General features: G+C 63.4%; 14 protein-coding genes and 1 pseudogene. 5 read left to right on the top strand and 10 right to left on the bottom strand.

Translation table 11 applies throughout. From position 1 onward, the window contains the following. Nucleotides 1–126: 126 nt before the first annotated feature. Both ACCQ07_RS13655 and ACCQ07_RS13650 read right to left on the bottom strand, forming a co-directional pair. A complete protein-coding gene (locus ACCQ07_RS13655; RefSeq protein ID WP_372164001.1) occupies nt 127–2,223 on the bottom strand; it encodes a M13 family metallopeptidase in 2,097 nt (698 codons plus the stop codon). 385 nt (nt 2,224–2,608) lie between these two features. After that, entirely contained in the window at nt 2,609–4,711 is a 2,103-nt protein-coding gene (locus ACCQ07_RS13650) for a M13 family metallopeptidase (RefSeq protein ID WP_029819769.1), read from the bottom strand. 450 nt (nt 4,712–5,161) lie between these two features. Here ACCQ07_RS13650 and ACCQ07_RS13645 point away from each other — a divergent pair, with 450 nt between their 5' ends. Next, nucleotides 5,162–6,757 carry a phytoene desaturase family protein gene (locus ACCQ07_RS13645; RefSeq protein ID WP_372363391.1) on the top strand — a complete coding sequence of 532 codons (1,596 nt, stop codon included), beginning with the start codon at nt 5,162–5,164 and terminating at the stop codon, nt 6,755–6,757. 107 nt (nt 6,758–6,864) lie between these two features. On the opposite strand, the gene ACCQ07_RS13640 is transcribed toward ACCQ07_RS13645, so the two are convergent. Together ACCQ07_RS13640 and ACCQ07_RS13635 are read right to left on the bottom strand one after the other, a co-directional pair. Next, complete coding sequence (locus tag ACCQ07_RS13640) at nt 6,865–9,957, bottom strand: TonB-dependent receptor (RefSeq protein WP_014090548.1); 3,093 nt, start codon at nt 9,955–9,957, stop codon at nt 6,865–6,867. 362 nt (nt 9,958–10,319) lie between these two features. Next, on the bottom strand, nt 10,320–13,310 hold the full coding sequence (locus ACCQ07_RS13635) for a TonB-dependent receptor plug domain-containing protein (RefSeq protein WP_372363390.1): 2,991 nt from the start codon (nt 13,308–13,310) through the stop codon (nt 10,320–10,322). A 335-nt stretch (nt 13,311–13,645) separates the two neighbouring features. Between ACCQ07_RS13635 and apbC the strand changes: the two genes are divergently transcribed. Further along, nucleotides 13,646–14,497, top strand: a complete 852-nt coding sequence (gene apbC / locus ACCQ07_RS13630; RefSeq protein WP_008577493.1) for an iron-sulfur cluster carrier protein ApbC — start codon at nt 13,646–13,648, stop codon at nt 14,495–14,497. 91 nt (nt 14,498–14,588) lie between these two features. Beyond that, nucleotides 14,589–15,158 (top strand): dCTP deaminase, encoded by a 570-nt coding sequence (gene dcd, locus ACCQ07_RS13625; RefSeq protein ID WP_008577495.1) that lies wholly within the window; start codon nt 14,589–14,591, stop codon nt 15,156–15,158. Nucleotides 15,159–15,179: 21 nt separating this feature from the next. Here dcd and ACCQ07_RS13620 read toward each other — a convergent pair whose 3' ends face one another. The 4 genes from ACCQ07_RS13620 to ACCQ07_RS13605 all read right to left on the bottom strand — a co-directional run bounded on the left by ACCQ07_RS13620 (nt 15,180) and on the right by ACCQ07_RS13605 (nt 17,064). Continuing rightward, on the bottom strand, nt 15,180–15,365 hold the full coding sequence (locus tag ACCQ07_RS13620) for a LiaI-LiaF-like domain-containing protein (protein WP_008577497.1): 186 nt from the start codon (nt 15,363–15,365) through the stop codon (nt 15,180–15,182). Between the two features lie 410 nt (nt 15,366–15,775). Further along, a complete protein-coding gene (locus ACCQ07_RS13615; RefSeq protein ID WP_008577498.1) occupies nt 15,776–15,943 on the bottom strand; it encodes a LiaI-LiaF-like domain-containing protein in 168 nt (55 codons plus the stop codon). Nucleotides 15,944–15,970: 27 nt separating this feature from the next. After that, nucleotides 15,971–16,405, bottom strand: coding sequence for an HIT domain-containing protein (locus ACCQ07_RS13610; protein ID WP_218490037.1), 435 nt, complete (start codon nt 16,403–16,405; stop codon nt 15,971–15,973). Then, a complete protein-coding gene (locus ACCQ07_RS13605) occupies nt 16,402–17,064 on the bottom strand; it encodes a dienelactone hydrolase family protein (RefSeq protein ID WP_372363389.1) in 663 nt (220 codons plus the stop codon). The genes ACCQ07_RS13610 and ACCQ07_RS13605 overlap by 4 nt, the downstream gene beginning before the upstream one ends. Nucleotides 17,065–17,244: 180 nt before the next feature. On the opposite strand from ACCQ07_RS13605, the gene rimO reads away from it, so the two are divergent. Continuing rightward, nucleotides 17,245–18,621: a 30S ribosomal protein S12 methylthiotransferase RimO gene (gene rimO, locus ACCQ07_RS13600; protein WP_011347963.1), complete on the top strand. Its 1,377-nt coding sequence runs from the start codon at nt 17,245–17,247 to the stop codon at nt 18,619–18,621. Nucleotides 18,622–18,944: 323 nt separating this feature from the next. On the opposite strand, the gene greB is transcribed toward rimO, so the two are convergent. Beyond that, nucleotides 18,945–19,451: a transcription elongation factor GreB gene (gene greB / locus ACCQ07_RS13595; RefSeq protein WP_011347962.1), complete on the bottom strand. Its 507-nt coding sequence runs from the start codon at nt 19,449–19,451 to the stop codon at nt 18,945–18,947. Nucleotides 19,452–19,562: 111 nt separating this feature from the next. Here greB and ACCQ07_RS13590 point away from each other — a divergent pair. Next, a pseudogene (locus ACCQ07_RS13590) lies at nt 19,563–21,029 on the top strand (rhomboid family intramembrane serine protease). Between the two features lie 137 nt (nt 21,030–21,166). On the opposite strand, the gene ACCQ07_RS13585 reads toward ACCQ07_RS13590, so the two are convergent. After that, complete coding sequence (locus ACCQ07_RS13585; protein ID WP_372363388.1) at nt 21,167–22,438, bottom strand: hypothetical protein; 1,272 nt, start codon at nt 22,436–22,438, stop codon at nt 21,167–21,169. Nucleotides 22,439–22,761 lie beyond the last annotated feature (323 nt).

Genomic DNA, 22,761 nt, shown 5'->3' with positions numbered 1-22,761 from the left:
AGGCAGGCGCGCGCGCCGGTTCGTGTTCGGTGCCGGCCGCTTGCATGAATGCGACAGGCCCCCGCGTGCGGGCCTGTACCGGGTGCCACCGTGTTGGAAGCGCTTGCAGCCGTCGCCTGTGCAGGCTTACCAGATCACCACACGGTCTTTTTCTGGCCGCACCATCGCATCGCCGGCCTTGCAGGAAAATGCCTTGGCGAAGGAGGGCATGTTCGAGGGCGGGGCAATGGCGCGCAGGTTGTCGGGCGCATGGGGGTCGCTTGCCAGGTAGACCAGCTGCTGCTGTTCGCGCGTCTGCCCACGCCAGCTGCGTGCATAGTTCAGGAAGAAGCGTTGATCCGGGCTGTAGCCGTCGATCGCGACGGCGCGTTCCGGATGCGCGCGCAGATCTGCCTGCAACGCATCGTAGGCGACGTTGGTACCGCCCAGGTCGGCGATGTTTTCGCCCAGGCTGAGCCTGCCATTGACGTGCACCGTGGGGTGGTCGGGCAGCGGCACGTAGGCATCGAACTGTTTGACCAGTCGCTCGGCACGTTGCTCGAAGGCCTTGCGATCCTGCGGTGTCCACCAGTCGACATTGTTGCCGGCGCCGTCGAACTGCCGACCCTCATCGTCGAAGCCGTGCGTGGCTTCGTGCCCGATCACCGCGCCGATGCCGCCGTAGTTCAAGGCGTCGTCCGCACTGGCGTCGAAGAACGGCGGCTGCAGAATTCCAGCTGGGAAATTGATGGAATTGGTGCTGGGGTCGTAATACGCATTGACCGTCTGCGGGGTCATCTGCCAGCGCATCCGGTCGGTGGGCTTACCGATCTGGGCGATGTCGTAGTGATAATTGAATTTCGCTGCTGCCTGCAGGTTGCGGTAATACGCGCCAGGCACGATCTCCAGCCCCGACCAGTCGCGCCAGGTGTCGGGATAGCCGATTTTGGGCAGGAATGTTTGCCACTTGGCGATGGCCTTGGCCTTGGTTTCCGGGCTCATCCAGTCGACGTTCTCGATGCGTGCCTTGAGCGCAACACGCGCGTTGTCCACCAAGTCGCTGGCACGCTGTTTGGCTTCCGGCGTGAACACCTTGGCGACGTAGAGCTGCCCCAGCCCTTCGCCCATTGCGCCGTTGACCGTGCGTAATACGCGCTTCCAACGCGGCTGCTGTTCGGGTTGCCCGGACAGCGTTTTGCCATAGAACGCGAAGTTGTTGTCGACGAAGGCCTTGCTGAGCTGCTTGGAGGCGTCGTCGATGGTGTGGAAGCGCAGATAGGCCTGCCATTGGGCGATCGGCGCGTTCGCCAGCTGACGATCGAATTCGGCGAAGAACCGCGGCTGCGACAGGGAAAAGCCGGCACCGCTGTCGATGCCTTGCACGGCGAAGAAATTGCTCCATGCAAAGTGCGGCGTGAGTTTGTCGGCCTCGGCCGTGCTGACGAAGTGATACTGGTTCCTGGGGTCACGCGCCTCGGTGCGTGTGAGCGAGGCCGCGGCCAGCCGTGTTTCGAGCGCCAGGACCTCGCTCGCCTGTGCCTTGGCGGCGTCTGCGGTGCTGCCGGTGAGCTCGAAGGATTTGGCGATGTAAGCCAGATATGCCTCGCGAATAGGCGCGTATTCGGGAGAGGTGTAGTACTCCTTGGTCGGCAGGCCCAGTCCACCTTCCTGCGCGAACCCGATCTGCCTGTCGGCATGTTTGAAGTCCGCACGTGCGCCGAAATCGAACACCTGCGCATCGCCTTCGGCAAAACGATGCGTGATGTAATCGGCAACCTCCTTGCCTGAGGTCAGCGCGGCGATGGCGTCGAGCTGTGGCTTGATCGGCCGGTCGCCGGCCGCTTCGATGGCCGCTTCATCCATGCCCGAGGCATACAGCATGCCGATCTTGTGGGCGACAGGATTGGTTTGGGTGTCCGCCTGCCTTGCGGCGTCTTCGGCAATCTGGCGTTGGGTGGTCAGGCTGTTCTCCACGAGCACGTCGGAGACCCCCCAACTGGTGCGGTCGGCCGGGATGGGATTGGCTTTTTTCCAACGGCCATTGACGAAATCGTCCAGGTTCTGGCACGCGTTGGTAGCTGCATCCAGTTCGCCGATGTCGAATGCAGGTTTCGCGGCCGCTGTCGCTGCAGGTGCCGAGGTCGCGGTTTTTTCCGGCGTGCTGCTGGTTTGCGCTTCGCGTTGGCAGCCTGCCAGGGCGACCAGCAGGGCAAGGGCAAGCGTGGAGGTCTTGGTGTGTGACATGGGCGCCAGCGGCTGGGATAAACGCCGAGCATAAGCGGACCCATCACCAGGGGGCGCGTGCGTTGAGTTTTGTTGAGGCTTGCATGCAGGCGCGATTGCAGATCGCACCGCATTGCAACTGGTGTTTGCGGGTCTTGCGTAGCCTGCGCTTGTGGCGAGCGCAGCGACGGCGTCGCAGCAGGATGCGCGTTCTACCCGTTGGTCGGCATCGGTCTGGCAGCGCGTGCGTGCAGGAAAGATCATCCAGTGCAGGAGCATGGCCTGCCTCGGTCGTTGGTGCCGGCTGGCGGATTTGGAGGAAGGCACTGCGGTAAATACGGGGTGCACAACGAAAACGGGCGGCCATCTTTCGATGGCCGCCCGTGGTTTTACCGCGCTTGCGCAGTTACCAGATCACGACCTGCTTGTCGCCCTGACGCACCATCGCATCGCCCGCCTTGCACGAGAACGCGGCGGCGAATGCCGGCATGTTCGACGGTGCGCCGATGGCGCGGAAGTTCGCCGGTGCATGCGGGTCGGTCTTCAGGCGTACGGCCAGTTCTTCCGGGGTGAAGTTGCGACGCCACACCGTGGCCCAGTTGAGGAAGAAGCGCTGGTCGCGGGTGATGCCGTCGGTCTTGGGGTCGTCCTTGCCGGCAGTGGCGGCCTTCATGGCGTCGTAGGCGGTGTTCAGGCCACCCAGGTCGGCGATGTTTTCGCCCAGGGTCAGGTCGCCCTTGACCTTGTCGCCGGCCGGCGTGCGGTAGCCGTCGAACTGCGCCACCAGCTTGCCGGTGCGTGCCTTGAACGCGTCCAGGTCCTTCTGCGTCCACCAACCCGGATCGGGGATGAAGTTGCCATCGGCGCCGAAGCGGCTGCCCTGGTCGTCGTAACCGTGGGTCATCTCATGGCCGATCACTGCACCGATGCCGCCGTAGTTCATTTCCTCCGGCGCATTCGGGTCGAAGAACGGCGGCTGCAGGATGGCGGCCGGGAACACGATCTCGTTTTGCAGCGGGTTGTAGTAGGCGTTGACCGTCTGCGGGCTCATGCTCCATTCGGTCTTGTCCACCGGCTTGCCGATCTTGGACAGGTTCCACTTGTAGTTGAATTCCTGCGCGGCCATCACGTTGCCCAGGTAGCTGTCGCGGCCGGTGCTCAGGCCGTTCCACTCACGCCACTTTTCCGGGTAGCCGATCTTGGGCGTGAAGCTTTCCCACTTGGCGATGGCCTTGGTCTTGGTCTCCGGGCTCATCCAGTCCAGCTTTTCGATGCGGGCCTTGAGCGCGGTACGCAGATTGGTCACCAGGGTTTCCATCTTGGCCTTGGAATCGGCCGGGAAGGCAACCTTGACGTACAGCTGGCCCAGCGCTTCGCCGGCCTGGCCGTTGATGGTGGCCAGCACGCGCTTCCAACGCGGCTTGATTTCCTTCTGGCCGCGCATGGTCTTGTTGTAGAACGCGAAGTTCTCATCGACGAACGGCTGGCTCAGGAACGGCGAAGCGCCATCGACGGTGTGGAAGCGCAGGTACGCGCGCCAGATCGTCGGGTCGGTGTCGGCGATCATCTTGCTCACTTCCTGATGGAAGGCGGGGATCGCCAGCGAGAACATCTCCGGCGTGGCCACGCCCTGCGACTTGAAGAACTCGGTCCACGACCAGTTCGGGGTCAGCTTGTCGGCCTCGGCGGGGGAGATCGGGTTGTAGGCCAGCGAGGCGTCGCGCGACAGCTCGGTGCTGGTCTTGGACACCTTGGCCAGGCGGGTTTCGAACGCGACCACTTGCTTGGCCTGCGCGGCGGCATCGGCCGCGGCCACGCCCGACAGCTCCAGCACCTTGGCGATGTGCGCCTGGTAGGCCTCCAGCTTGGCCTTGTTGGCGGGGCTGGTGTAGTACTCCGGGTCCGGCAGGCCCAGGCCTCCCTGCATGGCATAGGCGATGTTCTGGCTGGACTTCTTGAAGTCCGCTTCGGCGCCGAAGCCGAAAAGGACGTTGTTGCCCTTGGCCGCGCTGCTGCGCAGGTAGTCCACCAGCTTGGCCTGGTCGCTGATCGCGTCGATGGCGGCCAGTTCCGGCTTCAGCGGCTCGATGCCCTGCGCGTTGATCTTGGCTTCGTCCATGCCGGTCGACCACAGGTCGCCGACGATCTTTTCCACACCGGTGGCCTTGCCGTCGGCTGCGGCCTGTTCCACCAACTGCCGCTGGATCGCATTGGAGCGCTCGTCGAGCATCTCGAACGCGCCCCAGCTGGTGCGGTCGCTCGGCACCGGGTTGGCGGCCAGGAACTTGGCATTGGCGTAGGCGTTCAGATCGGTACAGGCGTTGCTGTTGGGGTCTAGGTCGGCCGCGGTGAACTGGTTCACTGCCGGCAGCTTGCTCTGGTCCAGGGTCAGCGTCTTGGGCGCTGCCGGGGTAGTGGCCGCGGTGTCGCCCGCAGGGGCGGCAGGTGCGGTGTCTTCGGACTTCTTGCAACCGCTCAGGGCGGTGGCCACGGCCAGGGTCAGCGTCAATAAATGAGGTGTACGAATCACAAAGGACTCCGGAAGCATCGATGGGAAGCCCCGTCGCCGGGGCCGTGGCCGGCACTCTACGCCTCGCCAGCCGGATGGCATGGTGTCGAAGGTCATGGGTGCGGGGCGTAGAGGGCCGGGGGAGGCACCAGCTTTTGGGGCGCGGGGGTACCGAACATCCAGTGAGCCGGCCCGCCATGGCCAGTAGGCAACGGCGGTACTGTCGATGTCACACAACCTGCAGCTGTCGGCTGGAGGTGTCGGCGTGGTCACCCCCGAATCACCCAGCGGGGCACTTGCTGGCAACCACTAGCGGCACTGTGCAGCGACCGTTCTTCGCCTACCACCCGCGCGCGCCGCCGTAGTGCTGCATTGTTAGCGGCGGGCAGGCGCTCATACGCTGCCGCTGCCACATGGTGGGCGCGGATGAGCGGTGCTATATACCAGTGCATGCCCGTCGCCTCTGAACCCCTGGATGCACTGATCATCGGCGCCGGCCACAACGGGCTGGTGTGCGCTGCCTATCTGGCCAAGGCTGGTAAAAGGGTGCTGGTGTTGGAAGCGCGCGACGTGGTTGGCGGTGCGGCGGTGACCGAGGAGTTTCATCCAGGTTTCCGCAATTCGGTGGCGGCGTACACGGTGTCGTTGCTGCAACCCAAGGTCATCGCCGATCTCGCACTGGAACGCCATGGCCTGCACGTGGTGCCGCGACGTCTCAACAATTTTCTGCCGTTGCCGAACGGTGACTATCTGCTTGCCGGGGCAGGGCGCACGGCGCAGGAAGTTGCCAGGTTTTCAGCGCGGGATGCGGCCGCATTGCCCGCCTACGAAGCGCGGTTGGAGCAGTTGGCCGATGTATTGCGTGCGCTGGCCTTGCAGCCACCGCCTGATGTCACCGATGGCGGCTGGTTGCAGGTATTGCCGCAGCTATGGCGGGCAGGCAAGCTCGGGCTGCAGTTGCAGGGCCTGCCGCTGACATTGCGCCAGGAGCTGTTGGACCTGTTTACGATTTCAGCGGCCGAATATCTGGATCGCTGGTTCGAAAGCGCGCCGATCAAGGCCTTGTTCGGCTTCGATGGCATTGTCGGCAATTACGCCAGTCCCCACACGCCGGGTACCGCATACGTGTTGTTGCACCACGTGTTCGGGCAGAGCAACGGGGTCAAGGGGGCATGGGGCCACGCCATCGGTGGCATGGGCGCGATCACTCAGGCCATGGCCGCCAGCGCGCGCGAACACGGCGTGCAAATCCGTACCGGCTGCGTGGTGGAGCGCGTGTTGGTGGAGCAGGGGCGTGCGGTCGGTGTCGTCACGACCGGCGGTGAGACGATCCACGCCCGCGCGATCGTGGCCAACGTCAACCCGAAACTGCTGTATCAGCGCCTGATGCGGCCAGGCGACGTGCCTGCGACAACGCGCGAACGTATTGCCCATTACCGCTGCGGGTCGGGCACCTTCCGCATGAATGTCGCACTCTCGCGCCTGCCGGACTTCACCGCGTTGCCCGGCGACGGCGATCACCTGACCGCCGGCATCATCCTGGCACCGAGCCTGGACTACATGGACCGGGCCTGGCATGACGCGCGCGCGTTGGGATGGTCGCGTGAGCCCGTGGTCGAACTGCTCATTCCCAGCACCCTGGACGACACCCTTGCGCCGCCTGGTCAGCATGTCGCCAGCCTGTTTTGTCAGCACGTAGCACCGCAACTGCCCGATGGCGGGCATTGGGACGATTATCGCGACGAGGTGGCCGATCTGATGATCGCCACGGTCGAGCGCTACGCGCCCGGATTCGCGGCATCGGTCCTGGGCCTGCAGATCCTCAGCCCGCTCGATCTGGAACGCATCTTCGGCCTGGTTGGAGGCGATATCTTTCACGGCGCCCTCAGCCTCAATCAGCTGTTCAGCGCACGCCCCCTACTGGGGCAGGGTGCCTATCGCGGCGCGGTGCCGGGGTTGTATCTGTGTGGATCCGGCACCCATCCCGGTGGAGGTGTGACGGGTGCGCCTGGGCATAACGCGGCGCGGGTGATTCTCCGCGGCTGAGCCAAACCTCTACCCATCTGCAAAAAAAGCCCCGAACTAGCCGGGGCCTGGAGCAAATACCGATGACGGATCGAAGACGTCGTGACGTCTTCGATCCTCTTCTCTCATCAGAAATCGTACGAGGCGGTTAGGCGTACATAGCGTGGCGTGTTGTAGTTGTAAGGCTGCAGACCTACCCGGTAGGTGTTGGAGACGTTGAAGGGAACATCGCCTTCGTAGACGCCATCGACACGATTGACCGTTCGATCGTTGAGGACGTTGAAGATCTGCACGCCAAAAGCCAGCTTGTGATCGGCGAACGTCGGGCGGTAGGTCAAGCCCAGATCGAGGTTCTTGATCCACGGCGTACGGCCTGCGTCGCCAGGAGACGATGGTTGTAGGCCGCAATAGTGGTACGAAGAGCCGTAGCCGATCGGGTCGTAGTCGACCGCCGCCGCATCCGGGCCGCCGTAGAAGCCCAAGCAGCTGATCGGTGTGCCCGACATCACACGAAGGGTAGCGGAGGCCATCCATTCCGGGTTGATCTGGTAGGCACCAAACGCCTTGATCTGGTGGCGCCGATCATTAGCAAGGCTGCCGCCGGCGTAATACATCAGCTCGGCCGAATCCCAATCCTGCGTTTTGGATACGTCGGCCTGGCCGAGGTCGGACTTCACCTGACCTTCGGTGTTGCCGTAGCTATGCGACCAGGTGTAATCGATGCGGCCGTACCACTTCTCATCGAACGGGTGTTCCAGGAACAGGTCGACCGACACATAACTGCGCTTGGCCTTGTCGGTGAAGCCCCAGTCCGACTGCGACATGGATACTTGGGTATATCCGGAGCCATCCACGTTAGCGAGATTGTAGGTGTTGGTTTTACCTGGGTTGAACATTACGCAGCCGGGAATGTCTACCGCATCCGGGTTGCCGCCGCTAGCTTCTAACTTGTCTGCAATACGTCCGGTATCGCAAACATCGTCGATGGCGGCCTGCAATTTGCGGTAGGTGACTTTTGCGCCCGAGTTCCAGCTTTCGCCTAACGTCTTCTCGAAGCCCAAGATGAATTCATCCTGATACTGAGACTTCAAATCGGTTGGCGCAAAGGCATTCGGATCCGGAGCCTGGCCGTATTCCCCATTGCTCGACACTGGACCAGGGCCGATTGGCCGCAGGCCCGTCGGTTCGCCGTTGGCATCGATACCGGTATAGGCGAAATACTCGTCCGTGTAGGTCGAAGCAGACGCACCGCGAATCGCGACCTGATTAGGCAGGGCGAGGTAGTAGCGTCCCAAATTGGCGAAAATCTTCAGCGAGGAGTCGCCGAACACGTCCCAGCTAGCGCCCAAGCGTGGTGCCCACTGGTCGCCGCTGTCGACATAGGGCACATGATCGCTATTGAAGTTGGTGAACTTGTCGTTGCGGATACCCAGCGTCAGCAACCAATGGTCGTTGACCTGCCAGCGGTCTTCCAGGTAGTACGCCTTCTGCTCCACCGCCATGCTGGTGGTGGTAGTGAAGATACGTCGTTGCGCGTAGTAGCCGTCGGTGCCCGGGCCGGTGGCGCCCACGCCCAGCGTTCCGCGAACTGGCGAAACTTCGTCACCCGCGCTGCCGTAGATCCACTGATATCCTGGACCAGTCGTGCGCACGCCTTCGTCGTAAGCGTTGAAGTACATGTTGTCCACACCAGCGGTCAGGTCGTGGTCGCCTAGCCGGTAGTTCAACTCCAGACGCAGATTGCGGGTCTTGTTAATCGGGTCATCCGCTTTGGAGCGGTTGGTCGCCTGATTGTTGGAGATCGGCGTGCCACCGGTGATGGCCGGATTTTGCAAATTCAAGCCAGCGATGAAGGGCAGCGAAGATACCAGCGGGTTGAACTGTTGGTTGTGCTGCGTGCTGCGGCCCCAGGTAGCGTTCACCGTTAGGTCGTCGGTGATGTAGCCGGTGTACTTGAAGATGTCGTAGCTATCTTTGATTTTGTAAGTATCCGCGTAGAGGCCGGACGGACCACCATCGGATCGTGTCTCGTAGTCATAGTTGCTGTAAGCGCCAGCACGACGATCCGTGTTCTCGATACGGGTGTACTCAAGAATATTGTTGTCGTTAATGTTCCAGTCGATCTTTCCGTAGAATTTTGGCGAGCTGTACTCGTAATGATTGCGTCCTTGCGCGGTAGCCGCAGTCGCTGTGTTGGTTGCCGCACCGTCGGTCTTGTCGGTTTCGCCAGCAACGAAGATAAACAGTTTGTCTTCAATCAGCGGGCCACCGGCATAGGCGCTATAGACCGTGCGGCTTTGCACGTCGCCCTTGCCGCTGCGATAGATCGTGCCCGGCAGATCAGGATCCTCATACTTGTAGCGCGGATTGGAGTTGAGTGTATTGCTTGGGTACCAAACATCGCCGACCGAACTCGCTAGGTTCTTCGGCTCCCACACCGCCTGTGCACCGAAGTGCCATTCGTTGGTGCCGCGTTTACCGACCTGGCTGATCACGCCGCCCGTAGAACGGCCGTACTTGGCGCTGTAACCGCCGGTATAAGTTTCCTGCTGGTCGATGGCGCCATATGGCAAGCTCACGCCGCCGAGGTTGCTCAATGGGTTGCTAACGTTGAAGCCGTTAATGTAGTAAGCGTTTTCGGTGACGCCCGAGCCACCGAAAGACACCACCGAGCGCGAGCCATTGTTGAATGCGCCTGCACCAGCCACCGCACCCGGCGCCAGCAACGCAATCGCTTCGGCGCTACGCCCCAGCGGCAAGGTGGCCAGCTGCTCGGAGGTAATGACCGAGCGCGAGCTGGTCGAGCTGACATCGATCTTCGGTGCGTTGGCGGCGGTAACGGTGATCGCGCCGAGCGTGGTTGCATCGGCGTTGCTGCCCGATGCGGCCGTGCCGGCGAAGGAGACTTCAGTGCCCGAGCCGACGCGCAACTGCACGTTCTTGCGGGTGTCGACGACCTGGTCGCCGCGCTTCAGGGTGACGGTGTAGGCGCCCACCGGCAGCGAGCCGAGGTTGTAGCGGCCATTGGCATCCACCGTAATGGTGCGGCTGAGCCCGGTGTCGCTCTGCACGACGATCGTGCTGCCGGCTTCAGACGGGGCGCTGCCGTAAATGCTGCCCGTGGTGCTTTGCGCGTAGACCGCGCCGTTGGTTAGGCAAGCACCGAGCACGACGGCGAGAGCGGTGCGTTTGAGGACTTGGCGACGAAACTGATTGCTCATTCCTGACCTTTCAACTGGAGTTCGGATAGGGCGGTCATCGGGGAGTCAGATGGCCTTAACCCGAATGTAATGAATGCCTGCTACCGAGTGCAAGCATCTGACATGATTTGTTAATGAAATAACCCAAATCCGCATCGAAAATGAGGAATTCGGCACAAAGTGGCGTTATGTTGCACACCTGGGCAAACGACCTGGAGCGGCGCTCGTGAGTTAATGGTTACGTTCGATACAGATTGCCTGATGTAATCGGCGTGTTCGAAGGTTGTTGGGTGGTCTGCGCAGCGAGTAATGATCCATCGCGTTGCCAAACCACAAAAAAAAAAGCCCCGACAAGCGGGGCTCTTTCTACACGCGTGAGGCCATCAGAATCGCACTGTCGTGCCCAGGTAGAAGAACCGGCCCACGTTGTCATACAGCGCAGAGGTGAAATCCGAGCCGAAGTAGTTGCGCGGCGGATCCTTGTCGAAGGCGTTGTCGATGCCCAGGTATACGTCGATCTTCGAGCCGGGGAATTGATAGCCGAACTGGAAGTTGTGATAGACGTACGAGCCGTTCCTGATCGGGCTGGCCGAGCCAGGGTTGCTGTTATAGCTCTCTGGTGTCACCCGCAGGTTGCCGTCCACATAGTTCATGTCCCACGAGGCGCGCCACTCGTTCCAGTTGTACTTGGTCTGGAACTGCGCACGCCAGCGCGGGTCGGTCACGTAGGTCACGTACTCGTCGTATTCGGCCGGGAAGTCCTGGAACACCCATTCGCGCGACTGGATCAGGCGGGTGCCGACGAACCGCAGCACGGTATTGCCTCCGCCGATCTGGAAGCGGTAGTCCATTTCCAGATCCACGCCCACGCGACGCGAACGGGCAAGATTTTCGTTGAGCGCCTGCCACCCGATGATGCTGTGTTCGGGATAGATGCGCCCCTGCGGATCGGTGAAGCCACCCAATGGTGCGCGCTGCACGAAGCCGCAAAAACTGTTGCCGATACCGCCGGGGTTATCCACGCAACGGGTGGCATTGGTTTCCGCGGTCACTGCGCCGATAGCGTCGCGCAAGTCGATGCGCCAATAGTCGATCGACATGCCGAACCCTTCGAAGAACTCCGGCTGCCACACCAAACCGTACGAGAGGCTACGCGCGCGCTCCGGCTTGAGCTCCGGATTACCGCCGCTCACGCCGGGGCGAGTGGAGGTAAAGGTATCGATCCAGCCCACCGGAATGCCCAGCGCGCTGCAGTTGGCCTGACGCAACGCCACATCGCCGGCGGTGCCGGGACGGTTGATATTGGTGGGCAGGTAATTGCAGGGGTCGTTGATGGTGGCGAAGTTTTCGCTCTGCGAGTCGTACAGCTCGCCAATGCTGGGCGCGCGCACGGCCTGTGCCAGCGTGCCACGCAACCGCAGCGACGGGATAATGGTCCAGTCAAGACCGATATTCCAGGTCTTGGTCGAGCCGATACTGCTGTAGTCCGAATAGCGCCCTGCAACGTCCAGCGCCAAGCGATCCACGCCCGGCAGGCCGGCCAGCAACGGGATGGTGCTTTCGACGAACACTTCCTTGACGCTGTAGTCGCCGCCACTGTTCGGGATGGCGTTGAGGAAGGTCGCCCCCGATGCTGCCAGTGGGTCGGTGACTTCCTCGCTTTGTTCCTTGCGGTATTCCACGCCGCCGGCAATGCCGACATCGCCGGCCGGCAGCGACAGCAGGTTGCTGTTGGCCACCGAGGCGCTGAATACGGTCTGCTGGATCTTGGCTTGCGAGCGCGCGGTGGTGTTGAACCATGCAGCCGCTTCCGGAGTGACCGCACCATTGCCGAACACGCTGAAAGGCACGCAGCCCTCGCGTGCCAGCGCCGAGTACACGCGGCCGGTGTTGGGGTTGACCGCAGTCGGATCCAGCGTGGTGCGGCAGACGATGTTGCCGCTGGCATCGCGTGCGGCGTCGATGCCGGCCTGCCAGCGTTCATTGATGCGGTTGTTGAGGTTGAGGCGGTCCACCGTGGTCTTGCCGTAATTGGCAGACACATCGTAGGTCCAGTTGTCGGTCAGGTTGCCTTCGGCGCCGACAACGGCGCGGTAGGTCTTGCGTTCGATGTTTTCGCCGCGGCGGCCGGCATCGACGTTGAAGCGGTTCATCAGGATCTGCGTGGCGCCGCGCGAATCCATCAGGGCGCCGAGCTCGGGGCTGACGTACGGGTTCTGGCGGCGCACGCGCAGCGAGCTGTCGAATGCCGGTTGGCCGAAAAATTCCGAATCGGTTTCGCTGTACTTGCCTTCGAAGAACACGCGATGGTTTTCGCTGATCTCGAAGTTGACCATGGTGTTGACGCTTTTACGATCGAAGCCGGGTTGCAGATCGGCCACCGCATTGAGGTCGACAAAATCGCAATCCACGCACGAAGTGTTGCTCACCACGGTGCCGTCGTAACGGTTGCGCCGGAAGCTGCCGTCGTCGTTGAACACATAGCGGTTGCCGTAGCTGGCCGGGTTACGGAAATCGAACGTGCCCAGATTGAAGGTGCCGCCGTAGGAGGTCGAATGATTGCCACCGGGGCCGCTGAGCACGTTTTGCGGATTGCTTTCGCTCGGCGGACGGGTGGGGTCGAAACCGGGGTTGGGCACACTCACCAGATACTCGCGGCCGATGGCGCGGTTGCCGCGACCGAAACGATCTTGTTTGCTGTATTCGCCGGACACCGCGATGTTGCCGCGACCGCCTGCGAAATCGGTACCGACAGAAAAGCTGGCAAATGAGCGGTTGTAGTTGCCTTCGTCGGCCAGGCCGGTCTGCGCGCGCGTTTCAAAACCGGTGAAGGATTTCTTGAGGATGAAGTTGACCACGCCGGCCACCGCGTCGGCGCCATACACCGCCGATGCGCCGCCGGTGATGACTTCCACGCGCTCGACCCATTCCACCGGAATGGTGTTGACGTCCACCGCAGTCGAGCCTGGGCTTGAGCCTACGTGGCGACGCCCGTTGACCAGCACCAGCGTGCGGTCCACGCCCATGCCGCGCAGGTCGAGCAGGCCCAGGCCGGCGGTGCCGATGAAGCGGGTGGAGTTGCCCAATGTGTAGCTCGGTGCCAGTGCCGGCATACGCGCCATCAGGTCGCTGATGGTGGTCGCACCGGTGGCGCGGATTTCTTCGGCGCTGATGGCCGTCACGGGCGAGGGCGTGACAAAGCCGGTACGCGCAATGCGCGATCCGGTGACGGTGACCTTGTCCAGATCGGTCGTATCAGGCGCGACGCCATTTTCGGATTGGGCGGCAGCATTGCCCGCAGAGGCGGCTAGTACGCCGAAAAGTGCAGTGCTGAGGCGATGGCGACGGGTGCGTTGCGAGGTACGGCTCGACATGATTTCGCGGATTCCTTGCTGGGATTCGATTTGCACAGTTGGGTTCGCTGAGCACCAGCTGAACCGCATTTTGACCGTAACAATTCTTTAATCTTGTGTCCATCTCTGCGAAATTTGTCAGTAAGTGTCACGTGCGAGCTGCACGTGCGTCTGTGTCGCGTTGGCAAACAAGGCGGCTGCGTCTGATCGAGCCGGTACACTCACGCCCTCTTCGATGCGGCGCAAGGCGATGCTTGAGTCGCTCGCGGTAGCACACGACAAACCGGGTAGGCGATGAACACGATGGCGAAAAGTGGTTTCTTGGCGACGCGCGCGGTTGCGCAGGCGGTTGGCGCATGACGGGCGAACGCAGAATCGCCGCGCACGCGGTGCAGGGCACGTTGGCGCCGCATTCGCGCATCCGCAATGTGATTGCGGTGGGGTCGGGCAAGGGCGGCGTGGGCAAGTCCACCACTGCGGTGAATCTGGCACTGGCGCTGCATCAGTTGGGCGCGCGCGTCGGCGTGCTGGATGCCGATATCTACGGCCCCAGCGTGCCGGCAATGCTGGGCCTGAGCGGGCGGCCGGACAGCCCGGACAATAAGTCGATCGAGCCGCTGCGTGCATTCGGGATCGAGGCGATGTCGATCGGCCTGTTGGTCGATCAGGACACCCCCATGATCTGGCGCGGGCCGATGGCGACGTCCGCGCTGACCCAGTTGTTCAACGACACCCTGTGGGACGACCTGGACTATCTGCTGATCGACCTGCCGCCGGGCACCGGCGACATCCAGTTGACACTGTCGCAGAAGATTCCGGTAGCCGGTGCGGTCATCGTCACCACGCCGCAGGACATCGCCACGCTGGACGCGCGCAAGGCCTTGAAGATGTTCGAAAAGGTCGAGGTGCCGGTGCTCGGCATCGTCGAGAACATGGCGGTGCATACCTGCGGCAACTGCGGCCACCGCGAGCATCTGTTCGGCGAAGGCGGCGGTGAGCGCATGGCGGCGCAGTACGGCGTGCCGTTGCTGGGGTCGTTGCCGCTGGAGATCGCAATCCGTGAGCAAGGCGATGCCGGCCAGCCGGTTGTGGTGGCCGCGCCAGAGTCGGTGGCAGCCAAGGCCTACCTAGCGGCGGCGACGCGGCTTGCCGAGGAACTGGGCAAGCGCCCACGCGCCAGCATCCCGATCTCTGCATCCCTGCTGTAGCGCATCGGGCCGGCGATGCCGGCCGCTGGTAGAATTCGCCGTCTTCGCGCGGGCCGCTCGGCCCGCCGCCTTCCGTCTTCAAGGAACACGCATGAGCATCAAGAGCGACCGCTGGATCAAGCGCATGGCCGAACAGCACGCGATGATCGAGCCGTTCGAACCCGGCCAGGTCAAGCACGATGCTGCCGGGCAGCGCATCGTCAGCTTCGGCACTTCCAGCTACGGGTACGACGTACGCTGCTCGCGCGAGTTCAAGGTCTTTACCAACATCAACTCGACGATCGTCGATCCGAAGCACTTCGATCCCGGCAGCTTTGTCGATATCGAATCGGATGTCTGCATCATTCCGCCGAACAGCTTCGCGCTGGCGCGTACGGTGGAATATTTCCGCATCCCGCGCGACACGCTGGTGGTATGCCTGGGCAAGAGCACCTACGCACGTTGCGGCATCATCGTCAACGTGACCCCGCTGGAGCCGGAGTGGGAAGGCCACGTGACCCTGGAATTCAGCAATACCACGCCGCTGCCGGCGCGCATCTATGCCAACGAAGGCGTGGCGCAGATGCTGTTTTTCCAGTCCGACGAAGTGTGCGAAACCTCGTACAAGGACCGCGGCGGCAAGTACCAGGGCCAGACCGGCGTGACCCTGCCGCGGACCTGATGGGTGGCGCGGCCGTGGCCTTCAGCAGGTCACAGCCGCCTTCTCGCGGTAGCGCAGCAATTGGCGCACACCGGCGGCGATCAGGAACACCGGCCACCAGGTCGCGATCAGGTTGCCCACATCCATATGCGCCAATCCCAGATTGTCCAGCAGAAACAACGCGCCCAGGACGATCAGGAACAGGGCAGGAATTAGACGGTAGTTCATGGCGACATCCTCGGTTGGTGTGAGGCCATGCTGCGCTCGATGCGCCCGTCAATCAGGTGCCGGAAGTCAACAGTTGCGGATGACAGTCGTCATGTTGCATCGCCAGTGAGTGCCTCAAGTGCGGTGATGCGTGATCAGGGCAGGCGACGCGGGTCTGGGCTGTCAGTGTTCGGTTATGTGGGGCGGGGCCGGAAGTGCCAGCTCAGACTAGCCGTCGGTAAATGCACGAGGCTTCGCCCGTACCCTCATCCGCCCCTTCGGGGCACCTTCTCCCCCATAAAGGAGGACAATGTCCCCAGGGGAGAAGGAAGCTGCTGCATGCCACCGCAGAAGATAGGTCGTTAGAGCCATTAGCAGCCAGATACCGCTGCTGCGATTCGCCAATCCCGACTCCCGAATCCCCGCCCGACCTACTTCCCGCGCCCGAACAGCATGCCAATTCCGCACGCAACCAGTGCGGCCGGCCACCAGGTGGCGATCAAGCGACCGATACTGAGATTGGTCCAGCCCAGGTTGTTGGCCAGAAACAGCAGGCCGACGAGGATCAGGATCAGCGCGGCGACGACATTGGATTTCATGCGGGAGACTGGTTGAAAGACAGGTGCCTATCGTAGCCGTTGCGCCCACGCCGCGACATGCTGCTGCAACGCCTCGGCCGCAAAGCGCTGCGCACTGCCGCTGCCCCAGACGGGCCCGGGCCAGGCGGCATCGCCGGGGTGGCGGCCGACCAGATGCACATGCAGCTGCCGCACGATGTTGCCCAGCGCGCCGATATTGAGCTTGCCCACCCCGGGTTCGGCGCGCAGCAACTGCGAGAGCTGGTTGATTTCGGCCAGCAACAAACGCTGCTGGCCGCCATCCAGATCGATCCATTCACTGACATCGGCCACCCGTGGCACCAGCACCAGCCACGGGAAGCGGGTGTCGTCCATCAGCCGCACCTGCGACAGCGGCCCGTCGGCCACGAACACACTATCGGCCGCCAGGCGCGGGTCGAGCTGGAAGTCGCCCGCAGGCCTGTCCGGTCCGGTGTCGCTCATCCCAGGTGCGCCGCGAAGAAGCCCAGGGTGCGCTCCAGTGCGCGCTCGGCACTGTCGGCGTCGTAGTGGGTGGAGTCGATGCTGCGGTTGAAGGCGTGCCCGGCCGGGTAAACGAAGGTTTCCATCTGCGGCAGCTTCTCGCGATGGGCCTGGATCGCCTCGGGCGGAATGCTGGCATCGCGCTCGCCGAAGTGGAACATCACCGGCGCCTTGGGGGTTTCGTCCAGCAGCTGGGTGTTGCGGCCGCCGTAGTAGCTGACCGACGGCAGCCCCAGGCGAATGGCCGACAGCAGCGCGACGGAGCCGCCCCAGCAGTAGCCCACCGTACCGACCTTGCCGGCGCGGGTGAGCAGGGTGGCGGCAGATTTCACCACCTCCACGGCGCGCTCCAGGCCGACCGCGTTGGCCAGCGCCAGGCCCCGCTGCAGGCTCTGCTGGTCGTACGGCAACTGCACGTCCTTTTCTTCCAGGTCGAAAAAGGCCGGTGCCAGCACCTCATAGCCGCGTGCGGCGTAGTCGTCGGCCACTGCGCGGATATGTTCGTTGACGCCGAAGATTTCTTGAATCACCACCAGGCCGCCGCGCGGGCTGGAAGCGGGTGTGGCGTGCCAGGCGGCAACCTGGCCGTCGGGGGTGTCGAGCGTGGTCCAGTGACCCATGGAAACTCCTGCTGCAGTCCGGGGAGGCGCGCATTATCGACCGGATCGGCGGGGGCGAAGGTGAGGGTTCCGCTAAGATGACCCCGCGTGCGCGGCATGCGGTTCAGAGCGTCGCCCCCGCGCCGCTATAATTGACCCGCTCAGGCCCCAGGCCGCTCCGCTTCCCAGGCTCCTGCTTCCATGTCCCAGCTGAACCCTAAAGTCGGCTTCGTCAGCCTTGGCTGCCCGAAGGCGCTCGTCGATTCCGAACGCATCCTCACCCAGCTGCGCGTGGAGGGGTACGACATCGTGCCCAGCTACGACGCTGCCGATGTGGTGGTGGTCAATACCTGCGGCTTCATCGATTCGGCAGTGACCGAATCGCTGGACGCGATCGGCGAAGCGATGAACGCCAACGGCAAGGTCATCGTCACCGGCTGCCTGGGCAAGCGCCCGGAGCAGATTCGTGAGGCGTATCCGCAGGTGCTGGCAGTATCCGGCCCGCAGGACTACCAGAGCGTCATGGAGGCAGTGCACGCCGCGTTGCCGCCGCGTCACGACCCGTTCGTGGATCTGGTGCCGGACTACGGCATCAAGCTGACCCCGCGCCATTACGCTTACTTGAAGATTTCCGAAGGCTGCAATCACCGGTGCAGCTTCTGCATCATTCCCTCGATGCGCGGCGATCTGGTCTCGCGTCCGGTCGATGAGGTGCTGCGCGAAGCCGAGCGGTTGGTGCGCGGTGGCGTCAAGGAATTGCTGGTGGTGTCGCAGGACACCTCGGCCTATGGCGTGGACCTGAAGTACGCCGAGCGTCCGTGGCGCGACCGCATGTACCAGACCCGCATGAAGGCGCTGTGCGAGGGGTTGTCGGAGCTGGGCGTGTGGACGCGCCTGCATTACGTGTACCCGTATCCGCACGTGGACGATGTGATTGGGCTGATGGCCGAAGGCAGGCTGCTGCCGTATCTGGACATCCCGTTCCAGCACGCCAGCCCGCGCATCCTCAAGTTGATGAAGCGCCCGGGCGCGGTGGAAAAAACCCTGGAGCGCGTGCAGCGCTGGAAGGCGATGTGCCCGGAGATCACCGTGCGCTCGACCTTCATCGTCGGTTTCCCCGGCGAAACCGATGCCGAATTCGAATCCTTGCTGGACTTCCTGGATCAGGCGCAGCTGGACCGCGTCGGTGCGTTTGCGTATTCGCCGGTTGATGGCGCCAGCGCCAACGCATTGCCGGATCAGGTGCCCGAAGAAGTGAAACACGAGCGCCTGGCGCGCTTCATGGCCAAGCAGGCGCAGATCTCTGCGTTGCGCCTGGAATCCAAGATCGGCAGCGTGCAGCAGTGCCTGGTGGATGTGATCGAAGACGACATCGCGGTGGCCCGCTCGCGTGCCGATGCGCCGGAAATCGATGGGCTGGTGCATATCCAGAACGGCGGCGAGCTCGGCTTGAAGGTGGGCGATCTGGTCGATGTGGAAATCACCGACAGCGACGAGCACGATCTGTTTGGCGATGCATTGCCGTCTGGCCCCGCGGTGCAGCAGCCAGGGCGGACATTGAACCTGCAGATCGTTTAGCCGCAGCAGGATGCCGGCTGGCCGATGGCGTCGGCGCTCCCGACTGTGCCGAACCGTCGGCGCACATGCCGCGGTGGGCACGCCAAGCCGTAGGAGCGTGCCTGAGCGCGACGAGGCTGGCGACGCGCAGCCGCCCCCGGCACGACGCGCTGCGCACCAACATCGCCTGTGGGCATGACATCGCCGCATGAGGGTGGTCGGGGCGCGAGCGTATCAGCAGGTCACGCGGCAGTCCTGGGGCACTGGGTGTTCGGTTCTCTGTGGCCTCGATTACCGCCGTTGCCGATGCACGCGCCAGAATCGCTTCGCGCGCTGTATATCCCTTACAGCGGCACGTACTGCACCGACACCACCACAAACGTGTGCTTGCCGGCCGGCAAGTGCGCGTCGAATTCGTCGTCCACGCGCTTTTTCAGCAGTGCGCGCGCCAGCGGCGAATCGATGCTGATCCAGCCGCGTCCGGCATCGGTTTCGTCCGGGCCGACGATGCGGTAGCGCAGCAACTCGCCGCTGTCGGCATCTTCCAGTTCCACCTGTGCGCCGAAGAACACCGCGTTCGCGTCGGTGGGTGCGGTGTCCACCACGCGCAGCGCTTCCAGCCGCTTGCTCAGATAGCGTACACGCCGATCGATTTCACCGAGCTGCTTCTTGCGATAGGTGTATTCCGCATTTTCAGAGCGGTCGCCTTCGGCGGCGGCCGCCGCAAGGGCACGGACCACTTCGGGCCGCCGCACGCGCCACAAGTCGTCCAGCTCGGCCTTGAGGCGGGCATGGCCTTCGGGCGTGATCAGCGCAGTGCTTTTCTCGGCAGGCGGGCGCCAGCGGCTCATGGGGCAGGCAGTTTCCAACGGCGGGGTCGCGATGCTAGCGCGCATGACGTGCTTGCGCATCTGCCGCCGCACAGCGAAGCTTTCCGCCATTCTTAAGACACGGATGTTGTCATGCTGATCATGCCGCTGCACAAACCCTGGTCGCGGCAGAACATCCCCTGGGTGACGCTGCTGCTGGTGCTGATCAATGTGGCGGTCTACCTGGGCTACCAGCGCAAGGACGACAGCCTGGTCGAGAGCGCCGTGCACTACTACGTGCACTCCGGCTTGGGCGCGCTGGAGGCCGATGCGCATGCGCGCTACCTGCAGTAGACCGCCAACGCCAAGTTGCGCGCGGCACGCCAGGCAAAATTGGACAGCGTGCCTAAACCGCAACGCATCGCGTATCTGGCGCACCTGACGATGCACGATGTCGCCTTCGAACACGCCCTGCGCAGCGGCACGTTGTTCAACGGCGACGCGCGTCTGCGCGAGTGGCGCGCATTGCGTGCGCCTTACGACACGCGGCTGTCCAGGATATTTACGCTGCGCCATGTGCAGCGCAGTTCCGAATGGTCGCCAGCGCGCATGCTGACTGCCACGTTCCTGCACGGCAGCTTCGATCATTTGCTGGGCAACATGCTGTTCCTGCTTGCCTTGGGTACCTTGCTGGAAGGCGCCATCGGCAGTGGCTGGTTCCTGGTGCTGTATCTGCTCGGCGGATTCGGCGCCAGCCTGGCCAGCTTGTGGTGGCGCTGGGGCGAGCCCGGTGGCGGTCTGGGTGCCTCCGGTGCCATCGCCGCGCTGATGGGTGCGTTCTGCGTGGTCTGGGGCAGGCGCAGGGTGCGTTTTTTCTATTGGTTTTTCGTCGTCTTCAATTACGTGCGCGGCCCGGCGATCCTGCTGTTGCCGCTGTGGCTGGGCTGGGAGTTGTATAGCCTGGCATCCAGCGACGACGGCGCAGTCGCCTTCGAGGCGCATGCCGGCGGACTGGTGAGCGGTGCGTTGCTGGGCGCCTTGCTGGTGGCGTTGAGGCAAACTCGGCCAGAATTTATGCAGGAGGGCGACGCGGTTGCGGTGGACGATCGCTGGGAGCGTGCGCAGCGCCATCTGGGCCGGATGGAAAACGCCGAGGCCGAACATTTGCTGGCGGAGTTGGCGAGCGAGCAGCCGCACAATCTGGAGGTTGCGCTTGCGCGCTATCGCGCTGCGCGTCATGCAGGGCGCAGCCAGGACAGCCTGCGCCATGCCGAGACGCTGCTGGCCCTGCAGACCCATAGCGCCGAACAGACACGCATCCAGCTGGCAGTTGCCGCCGAACTCAGTAAGGCCAGGATTGCCTGCAGCCCGACGGCGCGCAGGGCGCTGATCGCTGCGTGCATGCGTAACGGCCTGTTGGCCGATGCCGAGCGTCTATTGAAGGAAAGCGAATTGAGTACGCCGCGCGATGAATTGGCCCAACAATGGTTCGTGCTTGCCTTGCGTCACGGTGAGCTGCAGGACGGTGCGCAGCGCACGCGCTTGCTGCGCCAGCTGCTGGATCAGTTTCCCGAGCAGGGACAGGCCAACAAAGCACGCTTTTTGCTCGAAAACGGTTGAGCGGTTTCTGCCCAACGCGTGCTCTTTGACTCGCGCGGCGCCGGGCGGGCAAGGGCCGGTCGCGTTGGCTGACATGCATGGTTCGGAGCTTGATGGGATCTGTCTGCCTGGAAGCTGCAGAACGGATCCTCAGCCGATCACGCCGGCTGAATCGTCATCGCTTTCAGTGCCGCGTCCAGCTTCGCGCGTAGTGCTTCGTCGTCGCAGCGATCCTTTGCGTTCTGCAATACGACGCGCGCCTGATCATCGCGCCCGAAGCGCTCGGCCAGCAGCACGCCGGCGTCCAGCGACCAGGCAGGCAGCATCGGGTCGCGCGGCCACGCAGCAATGGCGGCCAGCAGGCCATCGGTGACCAGTTGGAACTGCCCGGCCATCCTTGCGCGCTCGGCCAGCAGGTTGGCCTGCTCGGGCGTCAGCGGCGTAAACGTGGGGTCGATGTCCAGCGCTTCGCGCTGCAGCGCGAGTGCACGCCGTTCCTGCTTTTCCTGCAACAGGCGATTGATGTATTGGCGAGTGTGTTCGCGCAGCTCGTCGTTGCGATGGTGTTGGCGCAACAGGCGCTGATACAGCTCGTGCACCGCCAGGCTCACCGCGCGCGAGCGCACCGCACCGCGCAGGGCCTGAAAGGCTTCGTCGGAATGCCCGTCGCGCACGTACTGTTCCGCTTCGTCGAGCAGGCGCTGGTCCGGGTCGCTACGTTCGTGCGCATCCGCGCCACTGGGCACATAGCCCAGCTCCTCGTGGTACTGGTACACCAGATACCCCAGCAGGTGAAAGCTGGCGAACAGCGTCCAGATCGAGGTCACCATGACCGTCGCTTCGCGCACGAGCGGCGGTAGGTATTTGGTAGCGAAGAAGACCGCTGCCGTGCCGCTGCCCTGGATCACGTAGAGCAGGCCGTAGGCGGCCAGATACGGCCAGCCGATCCGTAGCGCCATGTCGATGGAGACGGCGGGGTTGAGCGCGCGGCGCAGGCTGCCGTCGATGGCCAGCGAGATCAGCATGCCAGGCAGCAGCATGGTGCCCAGATAGGCGATGGTCAGGCCGAACGGGCCGGCGATCACGGCTCCTACGCCGATCACGATGCCCAGCGCGATGGCCAGCAGGATCAGGCGCAGTACCGCGCTGTCGAAGCTGTTATAGCCCAGGCGTGGCGCATCGGTCTGGCCATCGGCGGTGTGGCGCAGAATGTCGAAGGCATAGGTATAGGTCGCCATGCCCAGCACACCGGCAATCACCAGTTTCAGGATGCCCGGCAGCACCAGCAAGGCGCTGCACAGCGTCAATGCGATCAGCGCATACAGCGCCGAGCCACGCAGCGGGTAGGTGGCGATGGCGGGAATGCGGGTCCAGAACGGTGCAGGCGCAGCCAGCGCGGCCACTTTGCGTGCGCGAAAACGGTCTTCCATGACGCTCCCCAGGCGTGTGATGTGAAGGGATTGTGCGGGGCCGTGCGCCGCCACGCAATTGGGGGAGGGCAAGCCGGCGAACCCGGATCGCCAGCGACCGGCGACGTGTTGCGGGCATGGTCTGGAGACTGCTGGCCAGGCCGTGCGTCAGTGCCGGCCCTACATCGAAGCATGCTGTGTCAGACATCACCCTAAGCGCATCGGCAGACCGCCGACGCGGTGCGTGCGTGACTGCCTGAGGTGCCAGCTGAGCGACAGGTAAAATGGTGGCCCGCCGCACTATCGCGGCCCTACGAGCGACCGTGCGCGCCGCAACCGTGGCA

Origin of the sequence: Xanthomonas sp. NCPPB 3583, from assembly GCF_041475715.2 — a bacterium.
Taxonomy (GTDB): domain Bacteria; phylum Pseudomonadota; class Gammaproteobacteria; order Xanthomonadales; family Xanthomonadaceae; genus Xanthomonas; species Xanthomonas euvesicatoria.
This window is presented reverse-complemented; position numbering and strand designations above follow the sequence as displayed.